Raw genomic sequence first — 14,135 nt, 5'->3', positions numbered from 1 at the left:
TGCCCCGGACGCGATGCAGCGCGAAGTGGTGCGTCGCAGAGCCGGGGCCCACGCGTCATGGGTCCCGGCTCTGCGGAGCGGCACTTTGTGCCGCACCGCGTCCGGGACACGAGACCGCCTAAATCCCCGCCACCGAGATCCACAGCTCCGAAAACTTCTTCCGCAGCGACTGCCGGCGCGTCAGCGGCGCGGGCGTTTCCTCGTCTTCGGGCAGACGGAGACCGACGACGTTGACGCGGCCGCCGGAGATGGAGCGGGCGACGAGCACGATTGGATCCAGCGCAAGCTCGGCGCCTTCCTTTGGTGCGCGGTCGAGATGGACGTCGAACCAATCGGCGAGCGTCAGCTTGGCCTCGTCCTCGCTGACCTTGACGCCGTAGATCTCGGCAAGCTCCGCAAGCGTGTGCTCGCCGGAGACCATGAAGTCGCCTAGCAGATGCGGATCGGGCGCAGAGCCCTGCTGCATGTCGACGAAGAAGCGGTCGAGTGCCTCGGCCTTTTCCGGCGGTGCCAGCAGATAGATGTAATCGCCCGGCGCGATCGGGTCGGCTTCTGTCGGAGTGAGGATGCTCTCTTTGCGGATCACCAACGTGGGCTTCGACCAGGACGGGATCAGGCCGCGGCGGAAATACAGGCTCTTGGGCCGTACCGGATAGCCGACGAGCTGCTGCTCGAGCTGGCCGGGCAGGTCCAGTTCGACGCGTCGCGGGCCGCGCTCGGCGCGCGGCAGCGCCACATGCAGCTTGCGCGCGGCGGGCGCCAGCGTCCAGCCTTGCAGCAACAGCGAGATGATGACGACGACGAAGGCGACGTCGAAATAGAGATAGGCTTTCGACAAGCCCACCAGCATCGGGATCGAGGCCAGGAAGATCGCGACGGCCCCGCGCAGGCCGGTCCAGGCGATGAAGATCTTTTCGCGCCAGTTGAAACGAAATGGCGCCAGGCACACGAACACGGCGATCGGTCGCGCCACCAGCATCAGGACGAAGGAGACGCCGATCGCCGGCAGCACGCTGGAGCCGAGCCGGCTCGGCGAGACCAGCAGGCCGAGCAGCACGAACATCACGATCTGCGCCAGCCAGGTCGCGGCATCAAGAAACGCCACCACCGAATTATGCGCGCGGGTCGGCCGGTTGCCGATGATGATGCCGGCGAGATAGACCGCAAGGAAACCTGAAGCGTGCATCATCTGCGAGCCGCCGAAGATCACGAGCGCAGCCGTCGTCACGAAAGGCGCATGCAGGCCCTGCGGCAGCGCCACCCGGTTGAGCGCGATGACGACAAGACGTCCGCCGAAGAAGCCGACGACGGCACCCAGCACGGCTTCCTGGATGAACTCCATCAGGACATGGCCGGGCGAGCTCGATCCCAGCGAGATGTATTCGACCAACATCAAGGTGAGGAAGATCGCGAACGGATCGTTGGTGCCGGATTCGGCCTCCAGCGTCGCGCCGACGCGCGGGCGCAGGCGCAGGCCCTGGGTGTGCACCAGCAGGAACACCGCGGCGGCGTCGGTCGAGGCGACGACGGCGCCGACCAGCAGCGATTCCGTCCAGTTGAGGTCGAGCGCGTATTTGGCGAACGGCGCCGTGATCAGCGCGGTCAGCAGCACGCCGACGGTCGCAAGCACCACGGAGGGCGCGAGCACGGTGCGGATGCTGGCAAAGCGCGTCTTCAGGCCACCATCGAACAGGATCAGGGCCAGCGCCACCGAGCCGACCAGATAGGTGGTGCGGACATCGTCGAACTGGAGCTGCCCCGGACCGGAATCGCCGGCGAGCATGCCGATCGCAAGGAAGACCAGCAGCAGGGGGGCGCCGAAGCGCAGCGCAAGCAGGCTCGACAGGATGCCGGCCATGACGAGGACGGCGCCGAGCAATATGGCGAGGCTGACAGAGTCGAGAGAGGCCATCCACCTTCCGGGTACAAATCGCTGGAATTGCATCCTTATCGTCGGCGGACTCCCACGCCAACCCATTTTCGCGTCTCGCGGCAATCTGCCCGTATTTTGCGGCCTTAACGCGCTTCACTTAGCGGTGTATCGATGGCCCGGCCGCGGCCTTTGTGGGATTCTGCGGCGCCTTCGAATCAACTCCCCCCGCTTCCCGACGAGACCTCCCGATGGACATGGACCTCAAAGACTTCATGGAGTTCGTGCAAACGACCGCGCGCAGCGTCGGGGCGGAAATCTCCTCACCCTGGTTCTACCTGCAATTCGGCCTGATCCTGGCCGCGGCGGGCATCGCCTATGCGGCGGAAGCCGGGGTTCGTAACCGCGTCGACCTGACATCGCTGGCGATGCGCTGGCCGCTGCCGCTCCGGCATTTTGCCCGCGTGATGGTTTCCAGCGCCTCGACCGCGGTGTTCACCCTGCTCGTGATCGTCTCCCGCCTGGTGATGTATCACGCGACCTGGCCGAGCCGTAGCTACCTGCTGATGGTCGCGGCCAAGCTGGGCCTCGCCTGGCTCGCGATCCGGCTCGTGACCCCGGTGCTGCGCAACGCCTTTATCGTCAGGCTGGTGTCGGTCACGGCCTGGTTCGTCGCAGCACTGTCCATCATTGGACAGCTCAGCGCGACAATCGACCTGCTCGACTCCTTCGCCATCGTGCTGGGTGGCTTGCGGCTGACGCCGCTGCTGGTGATCAAGGCCGGCGTGCTGCTGCTCATCGCGCTTTGGGCCACCAACATCGCCAGCAATTTCGCCGAGAGCCGGATCAATTCGGCGACTGATCTGACGCCGTCGGTGCAGGTGCTGCTGGTCAAGATCATCCGCATCGGGCTGCTTGCGATCGCGATCGTGATCGCGCTCGGCTCCGTCGGCATCGACCTCTCCGCGCTTGCGGTATTCTCCGGCGCGGTCGGCGTCGGTATCGGTATCGGCCTGCAGAAGATCGTCGCCAATTTCATCTCGGGGATCATCCTGCTCGCCGACAAATCGGTGAAGCCCGGCGACCTCGTCACCATCGGCGACAACACCGGCCGCATCAGCGCGATGAAGACGCGCTATATTTCCGTTGCCGCCGGCGACGGCCGCGAATTCCTGGTGCCGAACGAGGACCTGGTGACGCAGAAGGTCGTCAACTGGACCTATACCGACAAGAACACGCTGGTGAAGATCGCCTTCGGCACCAATTACGATGCCGACCCCCGACTGGTCTGCAAGCTCGCCGCCGAGACCGCCGCCGCCCATCCGCGCGCGACGAAGGGCAAGCCGCCGAACAGCATTTTGACCGAGTTCGCGGAAGCCGGGATGAAGTTCTCGCTGACCTTCTGGATCGCGGACCCCGACGGCATGGACAACGTCAAGAGCGACGTGATGCTGGCGCTATGGGACGCCTTCAAGCGCGAGGGCATCCGGGTTCCCTACCCGGTCCGCGAAATCCGCGTCCGCGGCGGCGCCCTGCCGGTGGAAACCACCGTAGAAGTCCCGAATTAGGCCCGGTTTCGGGCGCAAGAGGCACGCCTGACTTGCATGAGGGCCCGCGATCATTAGATTAGGGCCCTGAAATCAAGCCCTTCCGCCGACATCGAGACCAGCCCCGCATGAGCTACGTCGAAGCCTCCGATACCTCCCTCCGCAAAACCGGACAGATCAAGCTGCACGGGCCGAGCGCCTTTGCCGGCATGCGCAAGGCGGGAGCTTTGGTGGCGAAGTGCCTCGACGAGCTCACCGACATCGTCGGGCCCGGTGTGCCGACCGAGCGCATCGACCAATTCGTCCGCGACTTCGCCTTCAGCCACAATGCCTATCCGGCGACGCTGATGTATCGCGGCTACCGCTACTCGACCTGCACCTCGCTCAACCACGTGGTCTGCCACGGCATGCCCGGCGACCGTCCACTGAAAGAGGGCGACATCGTCAATATCGACGTCACCTTCATCGTTGACGGCTGGTACGGCGATTCCAGCCGGATGTATGCGATCGGCCCGATCGCGCGGAAGGCCGAGCGCCTGATCGAAGTCACGTATGAAGCGATGATGCTCGGCATTGCCGCCGTAAAGCCCGGCGCCACCACCGGCGACATCGGCCACGCCATCCAGAGCTTTGTCGAGCCGCAGGCCATGAGCGTGGTGCGCGATTTCTGCGGCCATGGCCTCGGTCGCATGTTCCACGACGAGCCGAACATCATTCATATCGGCCGGCCCGGCGAGGGCGTTCAGCTCAAGCCCGGCATGTTCTTCACCATCGAACCGATGATCAATCTCGGCAAGCCGCATGTGAAGATTCTCTCCGACGGCTGGACCGCGGTCACGCGCGACCGCTCGCTGTCGGCGCAGTTCGAACACTCCGTCGGCGTCACCGCGACCGGCGTCGAGATTTTCACGCTGTCGGAGCGGCACGGCGAGAAGCAGATCGGGTGATTTTCCGGCCGCCGCCTCACCCCAAAGCGCGATGAGATCAGGATTCAATCGTCATCGCGCTTCAGCGTGATGGATCGATCAGGGTCGCGATGCTCCCCGCAGCAGCTCAGGCATGATTGACCTCGACGACCTCACACAGGATCGTCTCGGCCTTCGCCAGCGCAGCGAGGCTCTGGACGTAAGGCGCAAATCGCGGATCCCCGCGAAAATTCTCGATATCGCCTGCGCTTCGCCATTGCGAATAGTTGATCGCGCGCCGGCCCTCCTTGCTGGCGTGGACGCTGGACGAGATGAACCCGGGCTGCTTGCTGAAGAAGGACATAGTGCCCTCTTTGAGGAGTTGGACCAGCTTTTGCTGGTTTTCCGGCTCGACCGTGAAGACGTTGACGAGGGTCATGACGTCGCCGCCGGTGCGAATGGTCGCTTCCATTTTCGAGCTGCTGCTTTGGCTGTAGGCCGGCGCCGCCTGCGCGGCGAGCAGGACACCGGCTCGGAGGCCGGTGGCGACGAAGGCACGACGTGACGACGCAGGTTTGATCTCAGACATCGATGGTCTCCCTTTGCGGAATATCGGCCACGCAGAGTGGCCAACACCGCTGAGACGAACGATGCCGGGCGATTAAGACAGTCCGGGCGATTTTTTTAAAGCTATCACCGCTCACGGGATCAAGAGCAGCTTACCGGTCGTCGCGCGGCTCTCCATGTCGGCGTGGGCTTTGGCCGCAGCCGCCAAGGGATATTCCCCGCCGATTCTGATCCTGAGTTTGCCCTCGATGATCCAGTCGAAGAGACGGGCCGCGCGGGACCGCAACAGTTGCGGCGTATGAATGTGGTCGAAGAACGTCGCGTAGCCGATTTTGATGCTCCTCGGCAGGCTCATGATGTCGAGCGGCCCCGGTCCGCCGAGCACGGGTCCGTACCAGCAGAACGTGCCCGAGCGCCGGAGCGCTTCGAGCGAGCCCTGGAAGGTCTTGGGTCCCGAGCCGTCATAGACGACATGCACACCCTCGCCGCCCGACAGCCGCACCGCTTCGCCGGCGAAACGGCCTTCGGTATCGACGATCACATGATCTGCACCCGCGTCCTTCGCAACCGCCACCTTGTCGGCTGACGAAACGCGGCCAATCACGTATCCGCCTCTCAGCTTGATGATCTGGGTCAGGAGCAGACCGACGCCGCCTGCGGCGGCGTGTACGAGAGCGATATCGCCTTGCTGCACCGGATAGAAATCCGTCGCAAAATGGCTGGCGGTGAGCCCCTGCATCATCACCGACGCAGCGGTCCGATCATCGATGGCATCGGGCACCAGCACGAGCGACGTCGCCGGGATAACGAGCCTGTCGGCATAGCTTCCGGGCGCATAGACCCAGGCCACGCGCTGGCCGATCCGGATGCCATCGACGGCCTCGCCAACCGCGAGAACCCGGCCCGCGCCTTCGACGCCCAGGATTTTCGGATCGGGCATGGCGGTCCAGGCCATTCCTTGCCTGACACCCACGTCCATGAAGTTGACGCCTGCGACAGCAACCTCGACCAACACGTCACCCGGACCCATGACCGGGTCGGGCCACTCGACATAGGCAATCGCGTCGGGGCCCCCCTTACGATTCATCACAACGGCCTTCATCTTGTCGCTCCATATTTGATTGATCGTTCCATAATTGGTCAAAAAAAATCAGCGCAGCGCGCGCAGAGCCAGGTCACCCAGCGCCCGCAAGTGCCGTCCCTTGGCGCCACCGCGCGCGGCGATGCGGATGCCGGCGAAGCTCGTCAGCAGGAACTCCGCTGCTTCATCGGCATCGACATCCGCCGCGACATCGCCATCCGCCTGCGCTTCGCGAATTCGCTTTGAGACTGTCAGGCGGAGCGTCCGCCCGGCAGCGTGATGTATCTCCGTGAGATCGTTCCGGGTGCGACCGAACTCGCAGGTTGAACCAACCCCGAGGCAGGCCAGATGCGCATCGCGAACGACGCGCGCGATCATGGCCTTGATCCCATCCATGGCCCGCGACGACCCACGCAACGCCACCAGATGCGCCTCTGTCTCGGCGGTGGCGTAGCGGCGGACCGATTCACAGTAGAGTTGCCATTTGTCGCCAAAGGTATCGTAGATGCTCTGGCGGCCGATCCCCATGGCGTCGACAAGCATCGGCGTCGAGGTTCCCTCGAAGCCGTGCTCGCGAAACACAGAGATCGCGGCGTCGAGCACCTCGTCCTTGTCGAATTCCCTGGTCCTTGCCATGACTGACAATAGCTATTCTGGAACAAATAGTCAATTATCGATTGCAGCGGCATTGCCCGCGGACGGGATCGCTGCTATTGAAACCGCGCCGAAAAAGGCATGGCCGGATTGGTAAGCCCGGCCTGTTCCTGACCTTCCAGGAATTCTACCACCGTTTCCATGGGTGGACCCACGGCCGGACAGAGTGACGCGATCGTCACGCTGCTCGGCGGGTCGTGTCACCGTGTCCTATCGGCCGCCGCTCAAGCGTTGCGATCTCGCCTCGTCCGTTCTTTCACCCTGAACGGAGAGCAACCATGCGACTGCAACATCTCAACCTCGCGACATCCGACGTCCCGGCGCTTGCCGCCTTCTTCGAGCGCTACTTCGGCTTCACACCCTATGCGGCCCGGGGCGACGCGCTCGTCGTCCTGCGCAACAGGGAGGATTTCATTCTGACCGTGATGCGCGGCAAGAAGGGCGAGCCGGCGGGCTATCCCGCCAATTTTCACGTCGGCTTCTATTATGATGAGGCTGGCGAGGTGAAGGCCAAGCACGCCGAACTGTCGGCCGCGGGTCTAAACCCGGGCAGGATCGCCTTCATGGACCGCGGCGGCGGCGCGCCCGTCCCGCACTTCTATTGCAACGCGCCGGGCAATGTCCTGATCGAAATCTGTACCCCGCCCGGCGGCCTCGCACCGTAGGCGCGCACTCCCCGGCGGCCGCGAGCCGCCGGGCTACAACACTTCTTGGTTGCAAAACGCGCGCCGTGCGGCATGGTTATGGCCGATGCCTGCCAAACCCGACCACGACAAGACCAGCCCGGAGGACGCGCCGCACTATCACGGCCATCGCGAGCGGCTGCGCGAGCGCTTCTACAACGCCGGCGCGGATGCGCTGAGCGATTACGAGCTATTGGAGATGGCGCTGTTTCCGGCCCTGCCGCGGCGCGACACCAAGCCGTTGGCGAAGACACTGATCAAGATTTTTGGTTCGTTCGCGGAAGTCATCCACGCGCCGGTGGCACGCTTGCGCGAGATCGACGGCGTCGGCGAACCCGCGATCAACCAGCTCAAGCTGATCGCCGCGGCAACGCATCGCGTCGCCAAGGGCGAGGTCAACAGCCGCAACGCGCTGTCGTCATGGAACGAGGTGATCGACTATTGCCGCTCCAGCATGGCGTTTTCAGACAAGGAGCAATTCCGCCTGCTCTTCCTCGACAAGCGCAACCAGCTGATCGCCGACGAGGTGCAGCAGACCGGCACCGTCGACCACACCCCGGTCTATCCGCGCGAAGTGATCAAGCGCGCGCTTGAGCTCTCGGCGACCGCGCTGATCCTGGTGCACAACCATCCCTCAGGCGATCCCTCACCGTCGCAGGCGGACATCCAGATGACGAAAGCGATCATCGACATCGCCAAGCCGTTGGGGATTGCCGTGCATGATCACATCATCGTCGGCAGAGGCGGGCATGCGAGTTTGAGGGGGATGCGGTTGATTTAGCGGCAATACCGTTGCCCCTCACGCTTTGCATCGCTAGAAATTGCAGGTTCTTGGGATACGCATGAGAACCGGACATGTCACGCCTGACTCATTTGGATCGCGCCGTCGTCCCTGAGGCAAAGATGGTTCGTGGAGCCTCCGGATAATGTCCCCCGCTTGGTGACCCTGGTACCGAGGAGGATTGGTACTGATGATCAATGAATTGGATCTTGTTGTATTGAAGCGGGACGTACCCACGGTGCGGCTAACCGCTGGTGATGTTGGTACCGTCGTCCTGGTGCATCAAAAGGGCGCAGCTTACGAAGTTGAGTTCATGACTCTGTCTGGCGATACCGTTGCTGTTGTGACCCTCGATGCGTCCGACGTTCGTCCAGTCGAGGCCCGAGAGATCGTCCACGCGCGCGCCGTCAACTGAGGCTGCTGACCGCGTCCACGAGCTTGGGTTTTGTCGCCATTTTGACCCGGTCCGGGGGAACGCTTCACCATTCGACCTTACCGGCAATGGATGATCCCCAGCCCCCTCTTGATGTGGAACGTCCTTTGCCGCGACTGCGGCACAATCCAGCTTGACGCGCAAAATTGCTGATCCGACCCTGCATCGTGGGTGCATCAGCAATCCGGGTCAAATTGGCGCCCACGTCTGTCGCCAATCGCTCAATAACAATAGCGGGGATCGACCGGAACGTAGCGGCCGTCGGGGCGCTGCATGTAGCAGCCGCGTTGATAGGCGTAGTAGCCGGAGCGGCGACGCTCGCCTTCGGAGGCGATCGCAGCGCCCGTGCCGGCACCGACGACAGCGCCGATTGCAGCGCCGCGACCTCCGCCGAGCGCGCCGCCGAGGATCGCCCCGCCGACACCGCCGATGATGGCGCCGCCGACGGCGTCCTGGGCTGCCGCCTCATGCGCCGGCACCGCCATCGCAACAGTCAGACAGACCGCCATTCCAACAGCTCGAAGCATCCCGAATCCTCCCGGTTGATGCCCGCAGTCATAGCGTTCGGGACGATCCCGGACCAGACTAATTGTCGCAGCCCCGCTCGCTTGTTGCGCCAGACGGCCAGCCTGTTGCGACAGCCGTGCGGCGGCCCTCGGACCGAGGGGCCCCCGATTGGCGGGCCAAAATCTGTAAGCCATTTCATATGGCCCCAACCGGCAAGCTGCGACATTCGCGCAGATCACGCTGGAGTCACGCCCCGATCACGGCGCCTGGTCCACATCTGACTTGCACGACATTTCGATCATCCATCAATTTGCGGGAGCCGAACATGGTGTCATTCGAAAACATCAAGGCCGAGTACGAGAGAAACTGGTCGAACATGAGGATCAGGCCGGCGCGCGCCGACATCGCCAACGAAACGGCGCGCAAGGCGCTCAGGGGCAAGGACATCTACAAGCAGATCGAAGACAAGACCGGCGTGAAATGGTTTTTCTGCGCAATACTTCACTCGCGCGAATCCGATTTCGACTTCGACACCTATCTCGGCAACGGCCAGTCGCTGCACAGGATGACGACCATCGTCCCGAGGGGCCGCGGCCCGTTTGCCTCGTTCGTCGACGGCGCCGTGGACGCGCTCAGGCTCGAGGGTTTCCTCGACGCACGCGACTGGGGCATCGCGAAAATCCTGTTCCGGCTGGAGAAGTTCAACGGCTTCGGCTATCGCAACAAGAGCGTCAACTCGCCCTATCTCTGGGGCGGGTCGAACATCTACGGTCCGCCCGAGCAACGGGCCGGCAAGTTCGTCTCGGACGGCGTGTTCGATCCAGACAAGGTCGATCCGCAACTCGGCGCCGCGGTGATCCTTCAGGCGATGATGGCGCTCGATCCGTCGATCACGCTGGATGATGCCCCGCTGGCACCGGGTCACATCGAGCCGGAGGAAGCGCTGGCGCCGATGGCGCTGCTGATGCAGCAGTCGCTCAACAAGCTCGGCGCCAATCCCCGCCTGGACGAAGACGGCATCGTCGGACCGATGACCAAGGCGGCGGTGGTGCAGTTTCAGCAGCAGCACGGCCTGAGCGACACCGGGATCCTCGACAGCGCGACGACCGCCGCCATTACACGGGCCGCACAGCAATCCGTGGCGGTTGCCCAGCCGGCCGACTTGTCTCCCGTTCTCAAGCGCCTGGAGGATCTGATGAGTTTGTTTCAAGCCGGACCCAAGGTGCTGGCACCGCCGAACAACCCGGCGCCCGCAGCCGGCGACCCGATCAACCTGCTCGAGCGGTTGCTGACGCTCGTCAACAAGACCGGCGCCGTACCCGGGATGCCCACGCCGGGCGCGCCGAACGCCGCGCCCGTCGATCAGTTGAAGCAGGTGATCGACCTGCTCGGCGCGCTGCTCAACAAGGACGGCAAGCCCGTGCTCGGCCAGGTCAACGGCGCGCTCGGCGAAACCATCGGCAAGCTGCTCGACGGCAAGAAGACCGCGCTCGGCCTCGGCGGCTCGGTGCTCACCGCGCTGCTCACGTCGGTGACGGCGAGCCCCAATGCGGGCGGCATTGCCGGACTGCTCGGGACGATCGTCTCCGCGGTGCCGGGCCTCGGCCAGTTCGCAATGCCGATCTCGCTGGCGCTCACCGCCTGGGGCATGCTCGGCAAGCTGGAGAAATGGGCGCAAGGCACCGCACCGCCGCCCAAGACGACGACGTAGCCTGCGGCCATCCTTCGAGACGCCCCCCTATGGCGGGCCCTCAGGATGAGGTCGCGTTTCGCGGCGCCTACTGCCGCAGCATGATCAGGGGATCGGCGGCATCGGGAACGCGCCGCCACTGCGCGTTGTCGTCGGCCTCGAACTGCCAGACGTCGCCTGATTTCGACATCAGGATGATCTGGCCACGTTCGAGCCGCCATTGCGTCGGGTTGAACTGCGCGATGGTCGCGTCGCATCTCGGCTTGAGGAAGACCTGGAAATTGTCCGGGCCTGCCTCGGTGTTGGTCAGCGTCAGCCCGCACACCGGCTGGCCGTTGCCGCGCACGATCGACCAGTCGCCGATCATCTGGTCCATCGACTTGGCCATCGAGCGGGCCGCGGCGAGGTCTTGCAGGATGTAGACGCCCTCGCCCTGCCGCAGGCCCTCGAAGATGCCGGCCTCGACCTCGGTGAAGTCGATCACGGATTCACCGGTCGCGTCCTGCAAACGTACGATGTCGAGACCCCTCACGCTCCAGGCCACGATGTCCTTGGTGAAGGGCAGTGCCGCCTTGCAGGCCGGCTCAAGCTCCAGCTTGAACCCCTGCCCCGCAGGATCGCCCTTCATCGTGACCACGCAGGTCTTGCTGCGCTCGGTGGTCGAAAGCTCCCACTGCCCGAGCATCTCTTTCTTCAGGGTCGTCGCATCCTGCGCACGTGCGATGCCGATCGCGGCCAAGCAGGCCGCGACGGCGAATGCAACGCCCCGAAGACCAGACATCAGCGCCCCTTGAACGGCGTTTCCGCAACCGGCGTCAGCGGCGCCTTGCCTGAGAACCATGATTTGAGGTTGTCGATCACGAGCTGGTTCATCGCGTTGCGCGTCACCACCGAGGCCGAGCCGACATGCGGCAGCAGCACGACGTTCTGCATGCTCTTGAGCTCGTCCGGCACGTTCGGCTCGGCCGCGAACACGTCGAGACCGGCGGCGAGGATGGTGCCGGATTTCAGCGCCTGCACCAGCGCGGCCTCGTCGACCACGGAGCCGCGCGCGACGTTGACCAGCACACCGCGCGGACCGAGCGCCTTGAACACCTCCGCATTGACCATCTTGTTGGTGCTGGCGCCGCCGGGCACGATCACCATCAGCGTATCCACCGCCTTCGCCATCTCGATCAGGTCGGGATAGTGCTTGTAGGAGACGTCCTTGGACGGATTGCGGGTGTGATAGACCACCGGCACCAGCGAGGCATCGAGCCGGCGCGCGATGGCCTGGCCGATCCGGCCCATGCCGACGATGCCGACCTTGCGGTCGCGCAGCGAGCCGACGCTGAGCGGATAGTTCTGGGTCTGCCAGAGACCGGAACGCACATAACGGTCGGCCTTGATGAATTCGCGCAGAGTGCAGATTAGAAGGCCCATCGCGACGTCGGCGACCTCCTCGGTCAGCACATCAGGCGTGTTGGTGACGATGATGTTGCGCTCGGCCGCGTATTTGGCATCGACGTGGTCGTAGCCGACACCGAAGCTGGACACGAGTTCGAGCCTGGGCAATTGCGACAATGAATCCTTGTCGACGCGGGCGGTGTGATCAGTCACCGCGATGCCGCGGATCTTTTCGCGGATCGCCGGCGTCAGCCGCTCGAGGTCGCCGCGCGTCTCGGCCTTGTGGACGACGAAATGATCGGAAAACCCGTTCTCGAGGATCGGCCGGACCGGTCCATAAATCAAAAGGTCGATCTTGTCGGACGAAATCGAACCGGTAGACATCAGTTTTCCTTTCCAAGCGCGCTTTCGTGCCAGCGCCGTAAAACGAGGTGGGAAACTAGCGCCAGCACCCCATAGATGACAATCCCGGCCAGCGATAACAAAAGCAGCGCTGCGAACATGCGGGGTATGTTCAACCGGTAGCCGGATTCGGCGATTCTGTAGGCGAGCCCGGAGCCGGCACCGGCCGTTCCAGCCGCAATTTCGGCCACGACCGCGCCGATCAGCGACAGGCCGCCGGCGATGCGCAAGCCGCCGAGGATATAGGGCAGCGCTGCCGGCAGCTTCAGGAAGCGCAGGGCTTGCTGTGGCGAGGCCCCATAGAGCTGGAACAGCCCGGCGAGGTTGCGATCAACCGAATTCAGCCCGAGCGTGGTGTTGGAGAGCACCGGGAAAAAGGCGACGATGAAGGCGCAGACCACGACCGCGGTCTGCTGCTCCAAATAGATCAGCAGCAGCGGCGCAATCGCGATCACCGGCGTCACCTGGAGCACGATGGCATAGGGGAAGAGCGAATATTCCACCCATTTCGACTGGTTGAACAGCAGCGCCAGCGCGATGCCGCCGATGCTGGCAGCGACAAAACCTTCGAACGTGGTCAGCAGCGTGGCCACAAGCGATTGTGACAGCACCGCCCAGTCCTTGATCAGCGTCAGGACAATGATTGAGGGCGCCGGCAGCACGTAAGGCGGGATGTCCTTGATGCGGACCACGAGTTCCCAGGCCAGAAGTCCTGCCGCAAACACGATAACGGGAAGCACGAAGCGCATCGCGCGTTGTGCGCCGGACGGCTTTGCGGTGACAGAAGGCTGCGCGTTCATAGCGTCGACTGCCCCGAATAAGACGGCGCCAGCGCGGCCGACACTTTCCGGCAATAGTCGGAATAGGCCGCTGACGTCCGAAACTCCTCGCCCCGAGGCTCGACCGTCTCGATGCGGATATCGGCCTGGATACGGCCCGGCCGCGCCGTCATGACCACGACGCGCTGGGACAGATAGACGGATTCAAACACCGAATGGGTGACGAAGATGACGGTTTTGCCCAGAGCTCGCCACAGCGCCAGCAAATCGTTGTTGAGGCGAAAGCGCGTGATCTCGTCAAGCGCGGCGAACGGCTCGTCCATCAGGAGGATATCGGGGTCGGTGACGAGGGCGCGCGCCAGCGACACCCGCATCTTCATTCCGCCGGAGAGTTCGCGCGGATAGGCGTCGGCGAAATCGGCAAGGCCGACACTCGCGAGAGCTTCGTCGGCACGCGCGCGGGCCTCGGCCTTTGGCACGCCCGCAAGCCTCAAGGGCAACCGCACATTCTCGCGCACGCTGGTCCAGGGCATCAGGGTCGGTTCCTGAAACACGAAGCCGATGCCATGACCTGGTTGAACATGGCCGGGCTGCGCCTCACCCGCGTGGCGCGCCACCCGCACGGTGCCTGACGACGGCGCGCTGAGTTCTGCGATGATGCGCAGTGCCGTTGACTTGCCGCAGCCGGACGGACCCAGCAGCGAGATGAACTCGCCCTTGCGCACGGCAAGGTCGAGCGGGCCGAGCGCCATGACGCCATTGTCATACGCCTTCGTCACGCCGCGCAGGCTGACGGCGAGTGCCGTCAGCCCAGCCTCGACCGCGGGCGAAGTTTTGACGTCTGCCATGG

Annotated in this window: 15 protein-coding genes; 6 read left to right on the top strand and 9 right to left on the bottom strand. The window is 64.0% G+C overall.

The window, feature by feature from the left end; translation table 11 throughout:
* Window positions 1-118 precede the first annotated feature (118 nt).
* Entirely contained in the window at window positions 119-1,912 is a 1,794-nt protein-coding gene (locus BMW89_RS12895; RefSeq protein WP_092026800.1) for a potassium/proton antiporter, read from the bottom strand.
* 209 nt (window positions 1,913-2,121) lie between these two features.
* Here BMW89_RS12895 and BMW89_RS12890 point away from each other — a divergent pair, with 209 nt between their 5' ends.
* Window positions 2,122-3,438: a mechanosensitive ion channel family protein gene (locus tag BMW89_RS12890; RefSeq protein WP_177196014.1), complete on the top strand. Its 1,317-nt coding sequence runs from the start codon at window positions 2,122-2,124 to the stop codon at window positions 3,436-3,438.
* A 107-nt stretch (window positions 3,439-3,545) separates the two neighbouring features.
* The gene (gene map / locus BMW89_RS12885; RefSeq protein ID WP_092026796.1) at window positions 3,546-4,364 is read left to right on the top strand and encodes a type I methionyl aminopeptidase; all 819 of its coding nucleotides are present in this window, start codon (window positions 3,546-3,548) and stop codon (window positions 4,362-4,364) included.
* 106 nt (window positions 4,365-4,470) lie between these two features.
* Here the strand turns inward: map and BMW89_RS12880 are convergent, their stop codons facing one another.
* From BMW89_RS12880 to BMW89_RS12870, 3 genes are all read right to left on the bottom strand, one after another.
* A complete protein-coding gene (locus tag BMW89_RS12880) occupies window positions 4,471-4,911 on the bottom strand; it encodes an antibiotic biosynthesis monooxygenase family protein (RefSeq protein WP_092026794.1) in 441 nt (146 codons plus the stop codon).
* Window positions 4,912-5,022: 111 nt separating this feature from the next.
* Window positions 5,023-5,991, bottom strand: a complete 969-nt coding sequence (locus tag BMW89_RS12875; RefSeq protein ID WP_092027293.1) for a quinone oxidoreductase family protein — start codon at window positions 5,989-5,991, stop codon at window positions 5,023-5,025.
* A 48-nt stretch (window positions 5,992-6,039) separates the two neighbouring features.
* Window positions 6,040-6,606: a TetR/AcrR family transcriptional regulator gene (locus BMW89_RS12870; protein ID WP_092026792.1), complete on the bottom strand. Its 567-nt coding sequence runs from the start codon at window positions 6,604-6,606 to the stop codon at window positions 6,040-6,042.
* Between the two features lie 296 nt (window positions 6,607-6,902).
* On the opposite strand from BMW89_RS12870, the gene BMW89_RS12865 reads away from it, so the two are divergent.
* The 3 genes from BMW89_RS12865 (at window position 6,903) to BMW89_RS12855 (ending at window position 8,503) form a co-directional block, all read left to right on the top strand.
* A complete protein-coding gene (locus BMW89_RS12865) occupies window positions 6,903-7,289 on the top strand; it encodes a VOC family protein (protein ID WP_092026790.1) in 387 nt (128 codons plus the stop codon).
* Between the two features lie 85 nt (window positions 7,290-7,374).
* Window positions 7,375-8,088, top strand: a complete 714-nt coding sequence (gene radC / locus BMW89_RS12860; RefSeq protein ID WP_092026788.1) for a RadC family protein — start codon at window positions 7,375-7,377, stop codon at window positions 8,086-8,088.
* A 190-nt stretch (window positions 8,089-8,278) separates the two neighbouring features.
* A complete protein-coding gene (locus BMW89_RS12855) occupies window positions 8,279-8,503 on the top strand; it encodes a DUF4926 domain-containing protein (RefSeq protein WP_092026786.1) in 225 nt (74 codons plus the stop codon).
* Window positions 8,504-8,742: 239 nt separating this feature from the next.
* On the opposite strand, the gene BMW89_RS12850 is transcribed toward BMW89_RS12855, so the two are convergent.
* Window positions 8,743-9,048, bottom strand: coding sequence for a YMGG-like glycine zipper-containing protein (locus BMW89_RS12850; protein WP_092026785.1), 306 nt, complete (start codon window positions 9,046-9,048; stop codon window positions 8,743-8,745).
* A gap of 305 nt (window positions 9,049-9,353) precedes the next feature.
* Between BMW89_RS12850 and BMW89_RS12845 the strand changes: the two genes are divergently transcribed.
* Window positions 9,354-10,739 carry a peptidoglycan-binding protein gene (locus BMW89_RS12845; RefSeq protein ID WP_092026783.1) on the top strand — a complete coding sequence of 462 codons (1,386 nt, stop codon included), beginning with the start codon at window positions 9,354-9,356 and terminating at the stop codon, window positions 10,737-10,739.
* Window positions 10,740-10,806: 67 nt separating this feature from the next.
* On the opposite strand, the gene BMW89_RS12840 is transcribed toward BMW89_RS12845, so the two are convergent.
* The 4 genes from BMW89_RS12840 to BMW89_RS12825 are packed head-to-tail and all read right to left on the bottom strand — an operon-like array spanning window position 10,807 to window position 14,133.
* Window positions 10,807-11,499 carry a protease inhibitor Inh/omp19 family protein gene (locus BMW89_RS12840; RefSeq protein WP_092026780.1) on the bottom strand — a complete coding sequence of 231 codons (693 nt, stop codon included), beginning with the start codon at window positions 11,497-11,499 and terminating at the stop codon, window positions 10,807-10,809.
* Window positions 11,499-12,488, bottom strand: coding sequence for a 2-hydroxyacid dehydrogenase (locus tag BMW89_RS12835; RefSeq protein WP_092026778.1), 990 nt, complete (start codon window positions 12,486-12,488; stop codon window positions 11,499-11,501). Before BMW89_RS12835 ends, BMW89_RS12840 begins: the two co-directional genes overlap by 1 nt.
* Window positions 12,488-13,306: an ABC transporter permease gene (locus tag BMW89_RS12830; RefSeq protein ID WP_092026777.1), complete on the bottom strand. Its 819-nt coding sequence runs from the start codon at window positions 13,304-13,306 to the stop codon at window positions 12,488-12,490. Before BMW89_RS12830 ends, BMW89_RS12835 begins: the two co-directional genes overlap by 1 nt.
* On the bottom strand, window positions 13,303-14,133 hold the full coding sequence (locus BMW89_RS12825) for an ABC transporter ATP-binding protein (RefSeq protein ID WP_092026775.1): 831 nt from the start codon (window positions 14,131-14,133) through the stop codon (window positions 13,303-13,305). Before BMW89_RS12825 ends, BMW89_RS12830 begins: the two co-directional genes overlap by 4 nt.
* Between the last annotated feature and the right edge of the window lie 2 nt (window positions 14,134-14,135).

It is taken from the genome of Bradyrhizobium sp. OK095, assembly GCF_900109945.1.
GTDB lineage: Bacteria > Pseudomonadota > Alphaproteobacteria > Rhizobiales > Xanthobacteraceae > Bradyrhizobium.
The sequence above is the reverse complement of the archived record's forward strand: the minus strand, read 5'-3'. Positions and strand labels throughout refer to the sequence as shown.

Excerpts from the sequence above, each read along its gene's own strand:
- BMW89_RS12830 (WP_092026777.1), bottom strand. The coding sequence starts at position 13,306 with ATGAACGCGCAGCCTTCTGTCACCGCAAAGCCGTCCGGCGCACAACGC.
- BMW89_RS12855 (WP_092026786.1), top strand. The coding sequence starts at position 8,279 with ATGATCAATGAATTGGATCTTGTTGTATTGAAGCGGGACGTACCCACG.
- BMW89_RS12850 (WP_092026785.1), bottom strand. The coding sequence starts at position 9,048 with ATGCTTCGAGCTGTTGGAATGGCGGTCTGTCTGACTGTTGCGATGGCG.
- BMW89_RS12865 (WP_092026790.1), top strand. The coding sequence starts at position 6,903 with ATGCGACTGCAACATCTCAACCTCGCGACATCCGACGTCCCGGCGCTT.
- radC (WP_092026788.1), top strand. The coding sequence starts at position 7,375 with ATGCCTGCCAAACCCGACCACGACAAGACCAGCCCGGAGGACGCGCCG.
- map (WP_092026796.1), top strand. The coding sequence starts at position 3,546 with ATGAGCTACGTCGAAGCCTCCGATACCTCCCTCCGCAAAACCGGACAG.
- BMW89_RS12895 (WP_092026800.1), bottom strand. The coding sequence starts at position 1,912 with ATGGCCTCTCTCGACTCTGTCAGCCTCGCCATATTGCTCGGCGCCGTC.
- BMW89_RS12845 (WP_092026783.1), top strand. The coding sequence starts at position 9,354 with ATGGTGTCATTCGAAAACATCAAGGCCGAGTACGAGAGAAACTGGTCG.
- BMW89_RS12825 (WP_092026775.1), bottom strand. The coding sequence starts at position 14,133 with ATGGCAGACGTCAAAACTTCGCCCGCGGTCGAGGCTGGGCTGACGGCA.
- BMW89_RS12870 (WP_092026792.1), bottom strand. The coding sequence starts at position 6,606 with ATGGCAAGGACCAGGGAATTCGACAAGGACGAGGTGCTCGACGCCGCG.
- BMW89_RS12840 (WP_092026780.1), bottom strand. The coding sequence starts at position 11,499 with ATGTCTGGTCTTCGGGGCGTTGCATTCGCCGTCGCGGCCTGCTTGGCC.
- BMW89_RS12880 (WP_092026794.1), bottom strand. The coding sequence starts at position 4,911 with ATGTCTGAGATCAAACCTGCGTCGTCACGTCGTGCCTTCGTCGCCACC.
- BMW89_RS12890 (WP_177196014.1), top strand. The coding sequence starts at position 2,122 with ATGGACATGGACCTCAAAGACTTCATGGAGTTCGTGCAAACGACCGCG.
- BMW89_RS12835 (WP_092026778.1), bottom strand. The coding sequence starts at position 12,488 with ATGTCTACCGGTTCGATTTCGTCCGACAAGATCGACCTTTTGATTTAT.
- BMW89_RS12875 (WP_092027293.1), bottom strand. The coding sequence starts at position 5,991 with ATGAAGGCCGTTGTGATGAATCGTAAGGGGGGCCCCGACGCGATTGCC.